This is a genomic window from Hyphomicrobiales bacterium, assembly GCA_016710435.1.
Classification (GTDB): Bacteria; Pseudomonadota; Alphaproteobacteria; order Rhizobiales; family Aestuariivirgaceae; genus Aestuariivirga.
This window is the reverse complement of the sequence record JADJVV010000012.1, coordinates 15,848-34,440: the sequence shown is the minus strand read 5'-3', so window position 1 is coordinate 34,440 and position 18,593 is coordinate 15,848. Positions and strand designations below refer to the sequence as shown.

Here is an 18,593-nt window from a genome sequence, read left to right as displayed (position 1 = left end):
GAGGGTGAACCTGTCGCTGGTTGCAGCAGGGGTTCCCGCCGTCGACATCGAGGCATGGTGCCGGGAGTCGGACAAACTAACCAGAAGGAAACGTCATGAGTACGTACCCGTGGCAGAACGAGCGAAGGGTTCAGGTGCTCCGAATCCTCGCAAAAGAACAGGAGGCAGGAAGGGTGGCGTCGCGCAGCCTGGTGGCCCAGGAGGCGGGGTACCGCTCGAAGTGCGGAGTCCAGAGGCACATCAAGGCCCTGGAGGACGACGGCGCCGTGACCCTGGACCAGTTCGGGAAGGCGAGGGTGACGGCCTACGGGATGATCTGCCTAGCCGCCCATGAGCAAGCCAAGAAGGCGACTACCTGATGGCCAGGCAGATCGTCGGCGAGGCCCAGGCCAAGTGGACCGCGGCCGACCACGCCATCACCCTGTGGAAGGTGCTGTACCGTGAGGTGGGAGGACGGTGGAACCTGCTTCGGATGAAGTCGGGGCGCCATGCCATCCCAAGTGAGCGGGCAGCGATGGCGTGCGAGGCCAGGATTCACGAGCTTGGGCTTGAAGCGAAAGCGGGGAGGCTCTGATGTTCGACCAGAATACGACACAGCAATGGCAGCGGCAGTTCCGGTTCGTCCGGGCCGCATTCGTCATCGGGGCGTTCGCGTCCGTGGTGGCGACAACGACAGCAATGAGTGGGTGGGTTGCGGGGATCGCAATCGCCGTGATCCTGGTCGGGGCATTCCGGCAAGGGTCGTACTGAAACATCAAACAAACGAGGGATCGGGATGGAACAAGAAAATTGTCCGAACTGCGGAATGCCATGGAGCGGCAGGAAAGGAGCGTACGAATGCGGCAGCTACACCGTTGGGATCGGTGGCGGCGTCGTCCGCGAGCCAGCGTGCACCGAGATCGCTAGACTCAAGACGGAGCGTGTGGTTCCGGAGTGGGATCGTAACGCGTTCACATCTCGGTATCTGAATGGAGAATGGGATGCATGGGAAATACGCACAGCGCAAGAGGGGTATGAGTTCGCCGCCCTGCGTGCACAGGAAATGATTTCCAAATGAGCGAAACCTACAGGATCTCCGAGAAGATCAATGCGCTGGATCATGCCCGCATGAGCCACGAGATGAAGGTCGAGGCCGGAACTCGCTTCCTTCGTCGGGCGGCCCACGAGATCGCGAAGGTAATCGAGAACGACATCGCATCCGGAAAGCACGGATGTCCGATGGCTGTCGAGATTCCGTTCAACGGGTCGACCAAGCAGATCGAATTCTAGGTGCAGCTGTTCGGGATGGGCGAGTTCGAATTCCTGGAACAACGACTCAAGGGTGCCGAGAAGGTTGTCGGCACGCTTCGTGAACGGTCGAAGGATCTCGAGGATCGTGTCATCAAGTTGTTGCGACGAAAGATCGTTCGTGACCACCGACGCAGATAACCAACAAACAAACTGGAGGATCGAATGAGTTTGAAATACGAGATCATCGCCGTCGACTTCGACGGAACGGTTGTTGACCACAGGTACCCGGATGTCGGGCCAGAGCTTCCGCTCGCTGTCGACAAGCTTCGCGAGGCCGCGAAGGCTGGAGTCAAGCTGATCCTGTGGACGATGCGTAGCGGGAAGGAGCTTCAGGATGCCGTCAACTGGTACAAGGAGCGCGGCATCGATCTGTTCGGCGTGAACAAAAACCCGGAGCAGTTTCTGTGGACGCAATCCCCAAAGGCGTTTGCTCACCTGTACGTCGACGATGCGGCGTTCGGAGCCCCTCTGAAGCAGTACGCATTCATGCATCGGCCAGGGATTGACTGGACGCAAGTTGAGTTGGTTCGCCCAGAATTCATCGATAGGTGGGATGGGGAATGAAACTCAAAACCATCTACTTGATTGTGTGGACATCATGGATCGCCTTCGCCGCGATGATCGCCACTGGCGTCGGCCTGTTCTTCGGGTCCGTCGGCGCCGGCGTCATCGCGTTCGTGATCCTGGCACTCGCCCCGCTCGGCGGCAGCGCCAACGGGTCCAGCGGGAAGTCGTGCAGTGGGGGCGATGAGTGCGAGTACTTCCAGGATGACGACCATGGATGACGACAAGACCGGGGTCACCGCCCCGATCCCAGGAATCCTCCAGGGCGAGATCGAGGACCTGATCGACAAGTACTGCGGAATCCTATCGATCTCCGAGGTGATCGGCGTCTTGGAGATCGTGAAGATCGAGATGTACCATCGGGCGAATATCGAGGATGACGATGGGTAGCCCGCTCAACGTGAAGCTTCCTGACTTCGGCCCGACCGTTGACGCGGAGGAGGTCAACTTCCGGCTGAAGGAGTACAAGAGTTGGGGGTATGCACAACGCAAGGATGGCAGACCTGTTCCGTGTTGGTGCCTGTTCCTGTGGATCCGAGGCAACAACAAGGCGGCGGCCACACGCCGGGTGCACGTCATGAGGCAGCCGCGGGTGCGCCCGGAAGGATCGACATCGCAGCTGTGGCAGAACTGGAAGGTGCACCAACGGAATGGGGGAGGCCTCTCATTCCAGGAGTACCAGGCAAAGCATTCGGAGAGGAAGGTGGCGATCGGGATTCCGGTCCACGAGTCACGTCCGAGGCCGAAGAAAAAGGTGAAGCAGAAGGTGAAGTCGTCGGGTGGCGCCGTTCTACGGAAGCCGCTTCAGGAAATCCTGGCGAAGTTCGCGGCGATGGGAAAGCTCAAGAAACCAATTGAAAGGGATCAAACATGACAGCGCTTGAATTTGTGAAGCAGGAGATGGCGAAGACATCGGAGACGGATGTCTTCAAATTCCTTCGTTGGAATTGCCGAGAAATCCACCGGCACATGGTTAGCGAACGACGCTGGTGGTTCGATGATTTCGTTGTCGTCAATCTCAACGATCAGATCATCGGGTTTTACGGGGCGTCGACAACTGGCGACGACAGCCCGATGGACAAGGGGTGGGACTTCGACGAGAGCTCCATCTGCTGGGCCGAAAGGTATGAGGTGGTGAAGGAAAGTTACCGCCCCATGAATCTCCAGGATGGATGAGGACCAGGCGGTCGAAGTTGGCCGACGCCAACACGGGCCAGGGTGGGTTGCCCAGGACTACGCTGGCGAGTGGCACTGGTACCAGCTCAAGCCCGTCAAGCAGCCCGGGTGGAAGTTCTGGATGCCGTCTCCGGATGATCCGCACGAGGAGTCGTACAGGATCGGGTTCAGCGACTGGTCCACATACTGGGAAGATTCGTTGCGCGAGGTGACGTGAACTGGCAAGCCCCATCAGGAAATTCCTGGTGGGGCTTTTTCGTTTTCGGCCTACTCGTATTCCTTGATCGCCCTGACTCCCTTTATCTTCGACGTCTTCTTCCTGACCTTCGCGTCGCGCTTGAGGCCCGGTACATACGGCTTGCGCGCGAGCTCGATGTCGTCACGCTTCTTCTCGCGAGCATCGATCGGCTTCATTCCTTCGCGAAGATCCTTGAACTTCATCCCTGCCATCTCTCTAGTGGACGGAAGGAACGTGGAGGCGGTCGCCAACTGGATCGCGTCTGCGATTCCTCCATTCTTTGCCAAGGAATACGCAAGCTTGAGATCCGTGCCTCGCCGGTACGTCTCGTCTGCAAGGGCGGATAGGCCTGGCTCAAGCATGGACCCGACGAACTTTGCTCCGCTTGCTCCAGGTGGCGCGCGGAACCCAGCAGCGTCAGACACTTCCTTTGGCATGATGTTCAAGTCCAGGAACCGAGGGTTGACCGGAAGCCCTGTTGCCGTGAGACGGGCGGCAGCCCCCATCATGTCGGCCGCATCGCTGGATGGAACCCCCTTCAGGTAATTCCATGACGCCTCTGCCCGCTCGTTGTTCACATCGAACTTGTCCGTGTCCTTCCAGGCTCCGGTCGTCAGGGCCGCAATCCCTACTGGCACCACGGAGCCCGTGGCGATGGCAAGCAGGGTTGCCGCCAGCGCAGGGTTGGTCGCCATGATCCCCGTCTTGGCGAGGCTGCCAGCGGCCGAGGTGGCGGCCAGGCGGGCGGTCCTACCGGAAACGGAAGCAACCTTCCCAAGCTTTGACCGATTCCCCTTGCTGGCGCGATTGATGTTGGCGATCGCATTCGATGCAAGGGTCAACGGTGTCATCATCATGAACGCCCAGTTCTTGGCGTCAAGCGAGCTAGTGATCCGTGGCTGATGGAAGACGTTGCTCGATCCGTTGATCTGGCTGGCCACCTCGTCCGCAAACGGGGCTGCGACCTGAAGGAACCTTCGGGCGGAGCCTTCGTCGCGAGGCTCGCCATTCTCATCGATAAGCGCCATCAGTTCCCGAATGTCGGCGCGGCTGATGCTGCGGTGCACGCCCTCAGTGAGGACGTTGTCGGCGTCACCCTTGCGAATGCGGCCAGTCCGCTTTGCCTCGGCGACCCATCCCTTCAGCCATTCGATTCCAGCCAGGCGCGCTGCGATCGCTGCTCCCTCCGCGTTGCGGGAGAACGCACCGAAGATGCGTTGCGCCTGCACGGTAGCGCGCTCCAGCGGATTGGATCCAAGGATGGATGCGTTGTCGACGAGACCGGCCTGCATGTACTCCCACATCGGGTCGTGGTACCTGATGGATGCAGCCTTGTCACGAAGCGCCTTGTCAGCCCCGATCAGCTTTGCTGGAAATGCCGCGCCCTCAAGGATGGACGATGCCAGCGAGCGGAATCCACCAGGCATCTGGTGTGACGCAACTCCAAGGCGCTGCTTACCGAACTCGGTGCCGAGCCCGATGTTGGCGGCGGACGTCACCTGGTACGTCGCGTCAGGAACTGCCGTCGTCAGCTTCCCAAGGAGAAGCGGGAACCTGACCATCTGTGATGCGATCCTGGAGATCTTGTGCATCGTGGTCGCGTCCATGTAGGGGCGAGCATACCCCATCGCAGCATCATCGATGTCGCGCACGATGGAGTTCATGTAGGCATCGCCGTCGGCAGCAATTGCCAGGCGGTACGATCCATCCTTCATCATGACGACGCCAAGTTCTGCGTCCGACATCTTGCTGCGCGGAACTCCTGCGCGGATGCGCTGCATCGGACGCAAGAGCCCGCTTCGATCGCGACCAAACTCCTCGATGCGCGCAAGCCCGCGCGCCTGGCGCTCGCCGGTATGTGCAATCAGATCCATGATGTTGCGGTTGTAGAACTGGTCGCCTAGGTAGGGCATGAGGCGCCGCCCGGTGAGCGATGGATCAAGTTGCCAGCGCTTCGACTTGAAGTCTCTCGACATCCCTGTGTGCGCGGCTGGAGCGTTCGGGTCTACGGAGTGGCGCTTCGTCAGCAACCGAATACCCTCAGTCTTCAGTAGGTCGTACAGCATCTCCTTTGTCCACGCCTTGTCCTTGCGGAGGACGGGAATTGTCGTCTCGTTTCCATCAGCGTCCTTGACGCGATCGGTCTTGAAGATCTCTGGAAGATGCGGCTTCATCGAGTCGCCGTGTTCGTCATCAAGCTCCCACAGGTACCATGCTCTGTTCTCGAGAACAGGTCTTCCGTTGTCATCAATCGTGAGAGCGAGAGTTCCATCAGGCATCACCTCGAATCCTGCCATCATGTCGTCTGCCTGCGCGCGCACCGCAGCATCGACAACTGGGTCTACTGGGTCAGGAATCCTTGCGGATACGGTGGTCGTCGCCTCGTTGTCAGGGAACGAATCTCCGTATTGCTCGGTCGCCTTCTTGGTGAGTTCGTATACCTCGAACTGCTTCTCCAGGCGAGGGACGAAATTGTCGCGTCCCTTGCGCCCAGTAAGCTTCTCGTTCCATGCGCGAGTCGCATCCCAGTAGTTTTTCGCCGCATCGTACAAGCGCTTCACCGGAGGAGAGAATGTGCTCGGGTCCTTCTTGCCTTCGATGGCATCGGTGACATGATACACGGCATCGTTTGTTTTGATTCCGCGAATTGGAATATCCATCTGCCCAATTGCGCTCGTCTCGTACGATGGAATGCCCTCGTATGCCTGACGCACAGCCCCACCGTACTTTCCGATGAAGTCGTCGGCCGTCGCTGTAGCCCTGCGCGTCTTGTGGCCGACGTTCATGGCGGACTGCACAGCCTTCTTGTTTCCACTTTCGGAGATCACGCTAAGCGTCTTCCGATCCAGGCGATTCGACCTGGTCTCAAGCTTTCCAACTCCTCGTTGCGTGGCGTCGCCGATATTTGTCAAGACGTTTCCGACAGAAGTGGCGACCGCACGACTCGCCTCTGGAGTGGCCGCAAGAATTGGTGCGGCCGCCATCGTTGCGAGTCCAGCATCGTCAACCCCAAGCATGCTGGCAACAGCGCCAAGTAGGCTGGTAGCCAGCGCCATGGTTTGTCCGCCTCGGCGGGCAGCCCCGTCACGCCCATTCTTGACAACCTCCTTGATGGCACCAATCTCGGATTGGAGATCTATCGGCATGGACGCGGCATCGATGATCTCGGCGAACTTCTTTGGAGTCAGGTTGTTTTCTGCAAGGAACGCTTCGTATGGGGCGACGTCTCCATCTGTGATTGCGTCGAAGACGTGTTGCGTTCCTTCTTCCGCAAGTTCCGCGTAGGTCTTTGGGCCATCAGGAGTTTCGTACTCCTTCGTGATGTTCTCCGAATACCTGTTCAGCTTTTTGTTCACGACGGCAACGCGAGTTTCCACGTTCGCAAACGGGCTACTCGGTCCCATGTAATGGTTTACGGACCGAATGTTCTGGAAGTCGTTCAGCGCGGCCGTGACAGGATTCTCCTTGTAGTCGGCTTCAGACGAGAACTTGAGAGTCTTTGGTTTCGCGCCTGGTGTGCGAACTTCAACCGTCAGCCGTTCCTTCGACTCGGTTCCATCAGGCTCTCCGCCGCGCAACTTCCTTGCAAGCGCGATCGGATCCTCTTCCTTACTTTGCTTCGGCTTCTTGGTCTTCGGAGCCTTGGGCTCCGGTGCTGGCACGGCATCCGGCACAACTTCGGACGATGGTGCGTCAGGAGTGGTGGGCGCCGGGGCTGCATCAGACTCCGGGGGTGGGGCGGCTGCCTCGATCCTGGCCTCCGCCTCCTGGACGATCTCCTGCGTCTTGGTGGCCGCGACATCTCCTTCCGGGTGCACGACCTTCATCGCCTCCGAGGCTTCCTCGGCAGCCGTGCGCACCGCCTCCGCGTCACCGTCGGCTACGGCCTGATTGATCTTGTCCTGGGATTCCTGGACAATGGCGACAGCCTCTTCCGTCGAAGCCGGGACCTTGGGCTTTACCTTGGCCGGCTTCGGGTCAGCTTTTTTTGCGGGCACCTGCTTTGCGACAATCCTCTTCTCCGTCTCGATGGCGTTGGGCGCGTCATCACCATGCTTCGCCTTGAAGGCGTCGGCTGCATCATCGATCACCTTGTTGGCGACATCGAGCTCCCCATTGCGGGCGTAGTACTGGGCCTCACGGCGAGCCTCCTCGATGGCCTTCCGGGCCGCCTCCTTGTCCATGGGCGGATTGTCCATGGGGATCTGCTTCGGCTTCTCCTTGGCCTTCCCGCGCTGCCTGCGTTCGGTGGTGGCCGCGATGTCAGCAAGGGTGGCGTCCATCGCCCTCTGTGCGTCAGGACCATGAAGGGCTTCCTGCATTGGGCGCGTGCGCTCGATGATGGATCTGGCGAGTTCAGGATCCCCGGCATCCGAGAAGTGCTGCGCCTCACGCCGAGCTGTCTCCACGATGGACTGGGTCTGGGCGGCGGCACGGGCGGGCGACACGTCGGCTCCGGTCGCAGTTCGCTTCATGCGACTTCCCTTGCGCCCCTTTGCCTTGGGAGCCTGGCTGGGGCCGGGCTCTGGTGTCGGCCCGGCGCGAGGTTGCTCCGGGACGAAGGCGGCCGGGAGCGCGTCGGGAATGGGCGTGCCGTCGACGCTGGTGCGCGGCACCGAGGTGGCGTCAGGTGGCGGGATGGTCACGTCAGGAATTGGCGTGATGATGGGAGGCGCGTCCGGGGTTGGCACGGTGGCGCGGGGCGCGGTGGGCGCGGCCGTCTCGTCGGGGCGCGGGGCGGCCCCGCCCTCGGCGCGAGCGCGACGTCCGCCAGCGATGCGACCAATGGCCGATGTTGCGACAGCAAGCGGGATTCCGCCAACCACTCCCTCGGTGGTGATGCGTCCCTCATTGCCGGCCTGCGCCAGAGCGCCGACAGCGCCGACTTCAGCCAGGGCGCCGATGGGCTTGCCAAGCGGGATGCCCGCCTTCGGGATGAGCTTAGCGCGCGCAGCCATGTTTCCAGCGGATCTGGCGGCAGCGCTTCGAGCACCTGCCGCGCCTCCGGTCGCGAGCATGAGGGCGGCATTGAATGGATCTCCAAGCGCGTCGCCCTGCTGCTGAAGGAAGTTTGCTGGATCACGCCATGCCTCGTGCGCGATGTCGCCAACTGCTCCACCAATTTTCGATCCAAGTCCGCGGTTTTCGCGATCAAGGATCGTCTGCTCCTGCTCCGTCAGCGGGATGTTCGCGTAGGCCTTGGCCTTCACGGCATCCAGTTCACCTTCAGCCGCGGCACCAGCCAGGGACGGCAGAAGGCCTGCGTCAGCGGCATCACGAGCCGTGTTGAATTGTTCGACAGGATTGTGCGCACCAGTCAGGCCAATCAGATCGAGAGAGCGGGCTACGTCGCCCTCCATGAACTTCGTCTTGCCTCTTCCGATGATGGATGGGAGCGAGAATGTGTTTGTAAGTCCAGGACCGATCTTTCCGATTGCAGATCTTCGAACAGGGGAGGCGCCAGCGTTCAAGGCTCCGGTCACCTTGTTCAGCGTGCCATCTTGCGGCATTCCACCAGACGCGAGGTCGCGAACGAACCGCTCGGCCGAGTTCAGGTCGACGACGCGACCGAGCTCATCGGCTGACGCCTGCTTGGTGGCCTCCTCGACCTTCGGAGCATTGAGGATCCTGCCGAGCGGCGACAGCATCGGCTTGAAGTTGGCGTCCTGGCCAAGGATCTTTCCGACGCGCCCCTTGACTGCCTTGATAGTCTCATTGTAGATGCCCTCGATCGTGCGGTTTGACTCAGCCTCCTGCTTGCCGCCAGCCTTGAATGCACCAGTGCTGTCGGCGCTACCAGTCAGGAGAGGCTTGATCCGGCCGAACAACTGCTCGGTCTTGCTGGCTGGCGCGACAGGGGCGTCCGGCTCAAAGGCTCCACCATACTGCCTGGAGAAGCTGTCGCCCTCGTAGCCGAGGTCCTTGGCAAACAGGTCAACCAAGGCGTCGCTCTTTCCCGAGAGCTGTTCCTCGATCTTGGCTGGAGCAACCGGATCTCCATCCTCCGATGCAAGCATCGAGAGAACGTCGACGACCTGTTTCTTTAGCTTCCCCATCCTGGCCTCCCTTTTGTAGGAAAGCTACTTCCTAGCCTTCGCAATCCGCTTCTTGATGGCGGTCTGGATCGTGGCCTCGTCAGCCCCAAGCTTCGCGTACTCGGCCCGGACGGCAGCCTCGATCTCCTTGGCTGAAACGGAAGGCTTCGCGGGCGGTGGAGGTGGCGCGATGGAACGCCTCTCCTTCTTGGCCCTGATTGCGCCGATGTCGCCATTGGGGGCTGGGCCGGATGTCTGGTCAGGAAGTACAGGCACAGCTCCGGCAGAATCAGTGCGAGCCTTGAACTCCTTCGCGTCATTTTCGAGAGCTTTCAGCCTATCCTTGTATTGGGTGCCTCCGCCGAACTCATCGACCCTATCTCCCCACGTCTTCTCTTTGTCGCTCTCATTTGGGAGAACAGGAGCGTCGCCGATTGACTGCAAGTGCGTGAGAATCTGGTACGACCGCGCTTCTGTTTCCTTATCTCTCGAGAACAGCCCGGCCACAGCATTCTGGATTGTGGTGGAAAGGGCGTCCGCTCTCTTGGAGTAGTAGTTGTCGTTCGCGCGCAACCTGTCCTGCTCTTCAAGGGTCGCGAACTGAAGAGTTTCTGGGTCAGTGATTTTCGCGCGCATCTGACGGATGATCCGGTCAGCCGCCTTGGCAGCATTCTTCGCAAGCTCCTGCTTTGACTTGAAGGTTTGCTTGAACGACTCAAGGTCCATCTTGGACTCGTTGTCCTTAGCCTTGTTTGCTGCTGCCGCCACAATCCTCTCTGCCGCCATCTCCGCGCTCATGTAGGATCCGGTCGCACGCTGGGAGGCGTTAAGCTGGGCGACGTACAGCTTGTCCTTGGCTGCGTCACCAGCGGTCACCGAGTTCTGAAGCCTGGTGATCTCGCTGTCGTAGCCCTTGGCGATCTCTTGGTCTCCGTCGTACATGGAAGCGATAAGGTCTGGGCGTTCCCTGGTCATCCTGTCGAGCAGCATGCGGTTACGGTCCAGCTCGCGCTCCGGAGCCTTCGAGAGCAGACCGAACATGGTCCGCTCCGCTGTGTTGCGACCTTCGCTTGAGATGCCGCGGTTGGAAACGGAGCGCTTTCCGATCTCACCCGTGATGAGCGGCTGCTTCGGCGCGCTCGAGAACGAGACGCCAGGCATTGGCGCCGGGGCGCCCGGCATCGGGACAGAGAATCCAGGAATTGGATTTTGCGGGATGATCGTCGGGGATTCCGACTTCATCGCGAACTGGATGGCAGCCGGGATACTTGGGGTGGGCGCAACCTGATCCGGAGCGGCCATCGACGGGATCGCCTGGGCAGCCTGTGTCGACGCCTCAAGCTCCTGCTGTCGAGCGATCTCCTCGTCCACCTGGGCGGTGATGCGCTTCATGTGCTCAAGCTGGGCGGCCAGGTTGAAGCCCTTCTCCTGACGCTTCCCGCGAAGGTCACCGTAGTCGGCAAGCTGCTGGCCCATGGCTTCGCTGAACAGTGGCATCAGAACATCCTCGAAAGGGAGGAGAGCGCGGCCGTCCTATTGGCTAGATCCTGGCGAACCTTGACCAAGGCAGGAAGCTGCGATCGGAACGACTCGGCAAGCCTGGCGTTCTGCTCCTCGAGTTCGCGCTTGCGCTGCGCGCGCGCATCACTCTCGCTGAACAAGTCACGCAAGAACGTGTTCGCCATCTGGCCGCCGCGCCCAATCTTCTGAACCGTCGTCAGATCGCCTGCTCCAGAGCCAGGGGTCGCCACTGTTCCATCAGCAGATTTTGCTTTTGGAGAATTCAAGAAGTCCCAGCTGGAGTACTTCTTCATGAATCCGCCAAATCCACCATTCACGTTATCCATCAGAAGCCTCCATCAAAACAGGGAAAGAAGGGCTCCGGCCCCAGCGCCTACGCCAGAACCGATTGGCCCAAATGCGGACCCGGCTGCCGCGCCACCAAGAACTCCCTTGAGCCCTCGCTTCCAGGCGGGATCTTCGTCACCCTTCACATTCTGGCTTTCCATGTAGCGCTTCGCCCACGCCTCTTCCTCGGCTGCGCGCTGCGCATCCTGGGCTTGACTGGAGCGGCCCGCATCCGTGTACTCCTGGCCAGCTCCACCCATGTAGATCCCCTGGAGGGCGGATGACGTCGTTGCGTCACCCATCGCCTGGGCATTCTCGTTGGCCAGCTTCAGGTATCCCATCTGTCGGTCCGCGTCCTGTTGACCACGAGCCATGCCCATCTGCATGGCGCTATCCTGTGCCTGGGCAGCTTGCGAGGCCTGGCCCAGCATGTTCTGGGAAACAGCCTGGGCGCCCTGGTACTGGCCTCCCTGGACGTTCCTGCGCATGGCTGGCGAGAACGCTCCGCCTCCGCGAGCAAGGGTCGCTGCGTTCGTCGCATTGGCGTTGGCTACGGACTGGCGTGTTGCCTCGTCCGCCATGGCGAAGCGAGCGTTGAGCCCCGGGTCACGGCCAGCAATGCGACGACCGAGCAGTTCGTCAGCCGCAACGCCAAGACGATTGCCAGAAGATGGTCCCGTGTATTTCGTGTATTGAGCCATCGTTTCCTCTTAGATGGATGGGGACGCGATCGTCCCGTACCTTTGGAAGAGACCGTTCGCGGTTGATTCGTTGAACATCTCGACGTCGATCTCGATCACGATCTTCGCGTTGTACGCTTTCGTGTTCGGCGTGTAGAAGTACAGAGGATACACCGGCCTGTACAAGCTGATTGAAACAGGATCTACGATCGGGATCACGAAAGAGTTGCTTCCTCCGTTGTATAGAGGAGATCCGCCGATGTTCGAAACGCCGACAACCATTTCCTTGTAGTCGATCTTCAATCCCTTGATCGAATTGCTTGGAAATGCAGACTTCAAATCAGAGATGAAGTCTGCGATATTCACCTCGATAGATCCACTGACATTGATAGGTTGCGGATTAATGACTGGAGTGAACGTGAATTGGTGCAGAGCGCCAATTGCGATGTAGATCTTTGCTGACCTGAATTTCCCATTCTCGATGACGATGCATTTTCTTTCGACCCCATTCAGAGAAATCGAAGCGTTCGAGTTGACGGAATCTCCGTACGCGTTTGCGCTGATCGAAGTGATTTTCGTCTTTGGGTCAGAAACTCCGAGGTCAGAGTCTTTTTTCGCATAGACGACAGATGTTGCGCTGGCGGCACCAGAGATGAGTGGCTTCTGCGTGAACCACAAATCCCTCATTGCTGCCGCAACCTGACGCATGTTCGTGAACGGCTCGCTCGTTGGTGGGATCTCGGAGCCAGCAGGAGCGACGGCGGACTGGAGAAACCGAACGAGATCACCAATCTCTGTAGCCGTGGCATTTGCCTGGGCGGCCGGGATGAAAGGATCCCCATTCACCTGGGAGGCGTTCTGCCTTCCGCCGATCACCGTTTGCGGAGCGACCGAGAGAGTTGCGTCGATGGTGGGTACGACGACGTTGGAACAGGCGATGAATGTCGCTCTTGCGTTCGCTCCTGCTGCCGTGGTCACGGTCGCATGGGTGCCTGCCAGGCCCGTGAAGGCGACGTCGATGAATGAGATCTCCTTGGTAGGGTCTCCTGCTGTGACGTGCTGGGCGGATCCGGTGCCGGAGCAGGCGATGGTCCCGTTGACGATGCAGGCCGATCCATCGCACAGCACCGCCGCCACGTCGGGCGTCGAGCACTGGATGGTCGCTCCAGCCAGGTCCAGGAACATCCCGTCAGGGACGACCAGGGCGGCTGCTCCCGTCCACACCTTGGTTCCGCGGAAGGATCCCACAACAACCGTGTTGAATCCTTCATCATGAGCGTAGCTGAGAACCGTTCCAAGGGTGACGAGATCTGGGTTGCTTCCCTCGCCAAAGTGCCCGCCGGCGCGGATCACTGCCTCCAGGTAGTCGGCAACGATCATCTCGCCGCCGCCACTATTGCGCCAGCGGCCAGGCTCAACAGTCAGCTCATCGGTGGTCGGCTCCCATGCGCCATTGAGATACCGCTCTATCCCGTACACGCCAGTCTGAACCGTCGTCGGGGAGGCATAGCGTCCGTCAGGAACACCTGGAGTCTGGTCAGGGATCTCGACCAAGGTGATGTTCGCATACGCCGTGTCGGTTTTCGAGACGAGGCGGAACTGACCGCCTGTGATCGGGTCTCCGGTCGTCTCGTCGATGAACTGGCGTGTGACTCTATCACCCATCGTACCCTCGATTGAACTCTGGATCGAAGACCAGAAGGTTTCCGTCCAGCTCGGGTTCGATCACCTGGCCGGAACTAAATGAAACGTACTCGAATTCATGGCCCTTGCATGGCACAATTCCGATCTCCATGCCGCCAAGGATGAACGGGCCGCGCACGATCTTCCGGATCCCGACCACGAAGAACGCGCCGATGATGCCTTCAGGAAGGCCTTGCTGGATGACCCAGCGTGCACCGTTGCTGATGTCGGAGTTCTGGAGGGCGTCCGTGATGGGACGTTGCTCATACTTGAACAGGAATGCGTACCGATCACCCTGCGACTCGACGGTCGTCAGCATGTCGCCGTCATCATCCCAGTGCGCATGCGCAAGGATGTCATAGGCCTCGGCCACCTTGTACCACCGGCGTCCATCGATGCGCCCAATGCGATATCGGGCCTCAGCTGTGAAGTAGAAACCATTGCCGTCGACAGTCTGGTTCGGATCCATCCAGGTATGGATCGCCCCGCCGCCGAACATGATGACGCGCGAGTCGGACATCCTGGCAGGAAGCGCGGTGACCACGCCAGAGCCAGAAGCTGGAGTCACGCGGAAGCCACCCTCGATCTTGTTGGCCGACATCTTCATGCCGACAACGCGGTTGCGGTTTCCAATGTACCAGGTGTTGTTGTGCCAGACGCTCCAAACGCTCGCCTTCTCGGTGCGGCTCAAGGCATGGAAGTACGGGTCGCCGCCATCTGGGGATGGCCACAGGTCGGAGATGGAGAACTTCTCCACCAGCTCCACCGTGTCGCCGCTGATGCGGGCAGGCCCCTGGCTGGACAGGTACCAGACCATCTGGTTGTGCTCGCAGATCGTTCCAGGAAACAGGGTGCCCATGTCCTCGGCGATCTTGCGCGGCTGGTTGTCAGGGTCGCCGTTGTCCAGCATCCACACGTCGCGCTCGTTGATGATGATGAGGTGGCCCCTGGTGGAGGCAAGTCCCATCGACTGCTCGGTGTCGTCCTGGCTGGTGTCGATCGCCCTGTCCGTGAGGTTGAACAGGGAGAGGGAGCGCAGCGGGCTGGTTCCGGTCACGTCCAGGGAGTAGTAGCACCGGCCCGGGGAGTCTCCGATCTTGGCGCCGCATGCCCACAGGAGCCCGTTCAGGTACCGCATTGAGCGACACGGCGGGACCTCGTTGGCTCCTGTCGTGTCGACTGCGTTGATCTCCCCAGCCAGGGATCCCTCGGACTTGTTCAGCTTCTGGGTGAACTGGATTCCGTTGGGCGTCACAACCCGGTCGGCGATCGAGATGTCCATCCACCAGCGCAGCGACAGGCCGGCAACGATGGTCGCCGCCGCATCGTTCCCGGAGAGCTGTTCCCACTCCGACATCTTGGTGCACCACATCCGAAGGTGCGTCGCGCCCTCTGGAATGTTCGAGACCGTAACCGTCACCTCGAGCTCGCCCTCACCATCGAGGTCCTCGCCGCCGAAGATGAAGCGGCCGTTCAGGTCCTCCCAGGATTCGGACTTCGCCTCGCCCCAGGTGTATGTCGTTCCAGGAACGCCAGATCCTGTGGGAGACATGGCGCCGTCGTCGTCACGCATCACCCAGGTGGTGGAGAACATCCGGGCCGCACGCTTCGGATTCATGAAGGCGGACGAGAACTGGTTGAATGCGGCCGAGATAACCGTGCTCGAGGATCGCTCGATGTTGGCAGGCCTCACCTTGAGGGAGCGGCCATCCTGCGTCACGGCCCATGCGGTCGTGGCCAGGGACGGATAGTCGCAACTCACGATGACGGTGTCGCCCACGCGCTCGGCGCATGGCTTGGTGGCAGATGACGGGAAGGCCTTGCTGCGGATCACGACCACGTTCGCGCGCTGGTCGATCTGCACCAGGTCCACCCCGATCTTCCCGATCGTCAGCTCCGGCTGGAGAGTCGACCGAAATGGGTATACCCAATCCAGGTTGGCGAGCGCGGCATTCTCCGCAATGCGTGGGATGCCGCCACGGGGAGTCGAGGTCTTCCCAGGAATCAGGTTCCGGAGCTCGACCATCGCCTTGCCGCCGACGTCCTGGACCTGGTTGAGGCTGTCCTCGCCATCGTCCTGGCCAAGAAGCTGGATCCGGTTCACATCGGGCATCAGCGAGCCCCGTTCATCACCAGTGGCAGGCGGAGGCCCTTGGGGCGGAGATTGATGGGAGCCCTGGTATGGAACGCCTTCCACCGCTCGGACTGCGCCACCCACGCCCTGGCCCACAAGGCGGCCTGCTCGGACTCGGCGTCAGTCTGGGTCTCACCCTTGAACCGAAGCCAGGTGGCGACCAGCTCATCCCACTCCGGGGCGATGCTGGACTGCGACGCGAGGGATGCGGCCCGCTTGTACTTGCGGTGACCGATGGCAACCAGGAAGTCGCGGAACACGAAGGAGTGTTGGCTTCCGACCGGGGCCCAGTCCTGCTCGCCCTGCTCGTATGGGATGGCGGCTACGTTGCGACCCGTGGAGTCCGCGGTCACGGTTGTGGCGATCCAGGCGGCGGTAGGGAAACTCGACATGAAGTAGCTGTCGTTGCCTGGAGGCCCAGAGTGCGTGATGATGGCGTCGCCGGCGAGGGCGAGGTCGATGGCGTCGCTGGCAACCCAGTCGCGCCCACGAAACTGCTGAAGGGACAGGCTGTCGTGGCCAACCATGGTGGACGCAGCAGGAACTTCATCAACGATGAAGAAGCCGCCCTCCGATGGGGCGATGCTCAACTTGCCATTCTCGGGTCCGGTCGTCGAGCGGTATGCGGCCGTCACGTCGACGAGCTGTTGCGGGAGCACGACCTCGTTCTGGCACATCTCCCACGGAATCGGGACGCTGATGATTCCGTTCGGGCCGCACGCCATCCGCTCGAGTTCACCGAGCAGATCGTTGTACATGTCGACCCAGAACGCTCCAGCAGGGAGCGAGTACCTGTTCTGCAACGCCCTTGGAAGGCGTTCAGTCAGCCGCTGGAGGGTTGTTCGGATCATCCTTGGCCTTCTTCTTGGTGAACCGTGACAGCTTTTCCTGCGTGGCTTCGGTCTGCTTGCTCAAGTACCGCTTGGCGAGATCGCCGCGCTCGAACATGAAGTCGGATGGCATATCGTGGCCATCGCAGTTCGGGATGATCGGGCACTGGACGTTCTCCGGCTCGAGCAGGCACCATCCGTGGTACTTGACGGCGTTCGAGACAAGCTCGAGGTCCGTGACCGTGAGGATCCACGCGGAGGGATCGCCTTCCAGTATGCACTCGAAGTTCTTCCGTTGGGAGAACGAGTGGATCTGGTTGTTCGGTTGGATGGCCCCGACCTTAATAAGCTTGACTTCCATGTGATCCTCCGTTTTTTGAATATAAGCAAAAAGGCCAGGTTGCCCTGGCCCCTTTGATCGTTACCTCTCGGTTCCGGTCAGGTCTGCGTTCCCACCACGGCCCAGGCGTCGGTTGCACCAACGGCCGAGGTCTTGATGTACTGCTTCCCGTTGACGATGTCGATCGCCAGCGAGCCCTTCACCAATCCCTTATACCGGGTTCCGGAGCTGGCCGGGACGTCCTGCGTCAGGATGATGGCAAAGGTCTGGTTGACGGCAGCTCCCGACAAATCGGAAACGACAGCAGCCAACAGAGCGTTGGACAAGGGATCGCCGTTGGCGTCCTTCAGCTGATCGCGAGTCGTCCGCTCAGGAACGACATTCACCGCGAACAGGGTATCGGTTGCACGAGCCATGTTCAGATCCTCCTTAGACCAGCGCGCTGGCCGAGTTGATGTTGAAAGCGAACTCCATCACGTTCTGCTGGAGCCATCCGTCGGTGGCGGTCATGGCTTCGCCATCACGGCGCTGCCAGAATCCACGACGCACGCCGCGCATGGTCCAGGAGAAAGTCTCCCAGCCCTTGCCGTCCGGGGTCTCGATCTCCACGTCCGCGATCGAGCCGTTATTCAGCTCCAGGAGCGCGGCCTCGCCAAGCAGGAAGCACAGCCCAATCTTGTAGTCGGACGAGGTGAACCGCTTGTTGCGACGATCGCGGGTGCCGTCACCGTAGCGCAGGATGGGCGAGCCGGCGTTGAGGCCGGTGCTCGATCCGTTACCGTAGGGACGGAACTTCTCCAGGGTCTTGGACGGGATGAAGCGGATGCCGTCGACGATGATGCCACCCAGATTCTTCAAGGACCGCTGGTTGGCGGTACCCTGGCCTTGCTGGGCGGTCTGGAACTGCTTCATCAGGTCGCTGGAGCTGTTGAGGAGATCCTTCAGGCAGGAGCCGTCGATGATTCCCTCGTAGTCCCAGTCGGCGCCACGCACCTTCTTGATCTTGGCCTCGTCGGCGCGGTAGTACATCTCCTGGGGGGAAACCCGGGTCATGTACTTGGAGCCGGAGGCGGACAGCGCGGCCAGCGCCGTGATGACGGCATCACGATACTGGGTGCTGCGGGGGCCCTGGGACGGGATGGTCACCTGGGCTCCGGCCGTTGCCGTGATGAGCAGCTCGCAGGGGGCGTCGGTTCCCACGCCAGGACCAAGGTCCTTGCCGAGGGCGCCAGGCACCGTTGCGGGGTCCAGGAGCAAACCGTAGGACTCGCCCATGGTCAGCGCGGTGTGGAAGTCGAAGTCGCGCTCCTCGATCTGCCAGGCCTTGGAGGCGCGGCGAGCCGGCTCCTTGGTGTCTGGGATCATGTTCTTGATCCGCAGCTGGCTCATCCGTCCAGGAATGGGCAGCTTGGGGCTGTCCACTTCGTTCTGGAAAACCGACTGGAACAGGTAAGCGTTGTAGTCGCCTTCAGCCGGGGGCGCGTCGCCATAGGTGGCGGAACCGCCCACGATGCGCTCCAGCATGAAGCGATGTTCGTCGCTGTTGGCGTCGGACGCGGACCACACGGCTCCGGTGCCGGACACGTCGACGTTGGCGTCGAACATCCCGTTGCCGGAAGCATCCGTCTTGTCCACTGCCATGTCCCCGAAGACGCCGCTGTCGCGGACTTCGTAGAACTTCTGACGCTCGAGTGCGGCCTGGACGACGTAGTTGTTCACCGCGTCGCTGGACCCAACCGCCTGGGATCTCCAATCAAGCTGGCCGATAGCCATGG

20 protein-coding genes are annotated in these 18,593 nt (G+C 60.7%); 10 read left to right on the top strand and 10 right to left on the bottom strand.

The window, feature by feature from the left end:
• Positions 1–95: 95 nt before the first annotated feature.
• The 10 genes from IPM06_18690 (at position 96) to IPM06_18645 (ending at position 3,247) form a co-directional block, all read left to right on the top strand.
• The gene (locus tag IPM06_18690; GenBank protein ID MBK8772431.1) at positions 96–359 is read left to right on the top strand and encodes a hypothetical protein; all 264 of its coding nucleotides are present in this window, start codon (positions 96–98) and stop codon (positions 357–359) included.
• The gene (locus IPM06_18685) at positions 359–574 is read left to right on the top strand and encodes a hypothetical protein (protein MBK8772430.1); all 216 of its coding nucleotides are present in this window, start codon (positions 359–361) and stop codon (positions 572–574) included. Before IPM06_18690 ends, IPM06_18685 begins: the two co-directional genes overlap by 1 nt.
• Positions 574–750, top strand: coding sequence for a hypothetical protein (locus IPM06_18680; protein MBK8772429.1), 177 nt, complete (start codon positions 574–576; stop codon positions 748–750). Before IPM06_18685 ends, IPM06_18680 begins: the two co-directional genes overlap by 1 nt.
• A 303-nt stretch (positions 751–1,053) precedes the next feature.
• Positions 1,054–1,269: a hypothetical protein gene (locus IPM06_18675; protein ID MBK8772428.1), complete on the top strand. Its 216-nt coding sequence runs from the start codon at positions 1,054–1,056 to the stop codon at positions 1,267–1,269.
• Between the two features lie 183 nt (positions 1,270–1,452).
• Positions 1,453–1,854: a hypothetical protein gene (locus tag IPM06_18670; protein MBK8772427.1), complete on the top strand. Its 402-nt coding sequence runs from the start codon at positions 1,453–1,455 to the stop codon at positions 1,852–1,854.
• Complete coding sequence (locus tag IPM06_18665) at positions 1,851–2,075, top strand: hypothetical protein (protein MBK8772426.1); 225 nt, start codon at positions 1,851–1,853, stop codon at positions 2,073–2,075. The genes IPM06_18670 and IPM06_18665 overlap by 4 nt, the downstream gene beginning before the upstream one ends.
• Positions 2,068–2,244 carry a hypothetical protein gene (locus tag IPM06_18660; protein ID MBK8772425.1) on the top strand — a complete coding sequence of 59 codons (177 nt, stop codon included), beginning with the start codon at positions 2,068–2,070 and terminating at the stop codon, positions 2,242–2,244. The genes IPM06_18665 and IPM06_18660 overlap by 8 nt, the downstream gene beginning before the upstream one ends.
• Complete coding sequence (locus IPM06_18655; GenBank protein ID MBK8772424.1) at positions 2,231–2,728, top strand: hypothetical protein; 498 nt, start codon at positions 2,231–2,233, stop codon at positions 2,726–2,728. Before IPM06_18660 ends, IPM06_18655 begins: the two co-directional genes overlap by 14 nt.
• Positions 2,725–3,030 carry a hypothetical protein gene (locus tag IPM06_18650; GenBank protein ID MBK8772423.1) on the top strand — a complete coding sequence of 102 codons (306 nt, stop codon included), beginning with the start codon at positions 2,725–2,727 and terminating at the stop codon, positions 3,028–3,030. Before IPM06_18655 ends, IPM06_18650 begins: the two co-directional genes overlap by 4 nt.
• Complete coding sequence (locus tag IPM06_18645) at positions 3,023–3,247, top strand: hypothetical protein (GenBank protein MBK8772422.1); 225 nt, start codon at positions 3,023–3,025, stop codon at positions 3,245–3,247. The genes IPM06_18650 and IPM06_18645 overlap by 8 nt, the downstream gene beginning before the upstream one ends.
• A 50-nt stretch (positions 3,248–3,297) precedes the next feature.
• Here the strand turns inward: IPM06_18645 and IPM06_18640 are convergent, their stop codons facing one another.
• The 10 genes from IPM06_18640 to IPM06_18595 form a co-directional block, all read right to left on the bottom strand.
• Positions 3,298–9,324: a hypothetical protein gene (locus IPM06_18640; protein ID MBK8772421.1), complete on the bottom strand. Its 6,027-nt coding sequence runs from the start codon at positions 9,322–9,324 to the stop codon at positions 3,298–3,300.
• A gap of 24 nt (positions 9,325–9,348) precedes the next feature.
• The gene (locus IPM06_18635) at positions 9,349–10,800 is read right to left on the bottom strand and encodes a hypothetical protein (protein ID MBK8772420.1); all 1,452 of its coding nucleotides are present in this window, start codon (positions 10,798–10,800) and stop codon (positions 9,349–9,351) included.
• Entirely contained in the window at positions 10,800–11,150 is a 351-nt protein-coding gene (locus IPM06_18630) for a hypothetical protein (protein MBK8772419.1), read from the bottom strand. The genes IPM06_18635 and IPM06_18630 overlap by 1 nt, the downstream gene beginning before the upstream one ends.
• A 12-nt stretch (positions 11,151–11,162) precedes the next feature.
• Positions 11,163–11,852: a hypothetical protein gene (locus IPM06_18625; GenBank protein ID MBK8772418.1), complete on the bottom strand. Its 690-nt coding sequence runs from the start codon at positions 11,850–11,852 to the stop codon at positions 11,163–11,165.
• 9 nt (positions 11,853–11,861) lie between these two features.
• Entirely contained in the window at positions 11,862–13,496 is a 1,635-nt protein-coding gene (locus IPM06_18620; GenBank protein ID MBK8772417.1) for a hypothetical protein, read from the bottom strand.
• Complete coding sequence (locus IPM06_18615; protein ID MBK8772416.1) at positions 13,489–15,627, bottom strand: hypothetical protein; 2,139 nt, start codon at positions 15,625–15,627, stop codon at positions 13,489–13,491. The genes IPM06_18620 and IPM06_18615 overlap by 8 nt, the downstream gene beginning before the upstream one ends.
• A complete protein-coding gene (locus tag IPM06_18610) occupies positions 15,627–16,406 on the bottom strand; it encodes a hypothetical protein (protein ID MBK8772415.1) in 780 nt (259 codons plus the stop codon). Before IPM06_18610 ends, IPM06_18615 begins: the two co-directional genes overlap by 1 nt.
• 61 nt (positions 16,407–16,467) lie before the next feature.
• Entirely contained in the window at positions 16,468–16,839 is a 372-nt protein-coding gene (locus IPM06_18605; GenBank protein MBK8772414.1) for a hypothetical protein, read from the bottom strand.
• A 77-nt stretch (positions 16,840–16,916) separates the two neighbouring features.
• A complete protein-coding gene (locus IPM06_18600; protein MBK8772413.1) occupies positions 16,917–17,234 on the bottom strand; it encodes a hypothetical protein in 318 nt (105 codons plus the stop codon).
• 13 nt (positions 17,235–17,247) lie between these two features.
• A complete protein-coding gene (locus IPM06_18595) occupies positions 17,248–18,591 on the bottom strand; it encodes a hypothetical protein (protein ID MBK8772412.1) in 1,344 nt (447 codons plus the stop codon).
• Between the last annotated feature and the right edge of the window lie 2 nt (positions 18,592–18,593).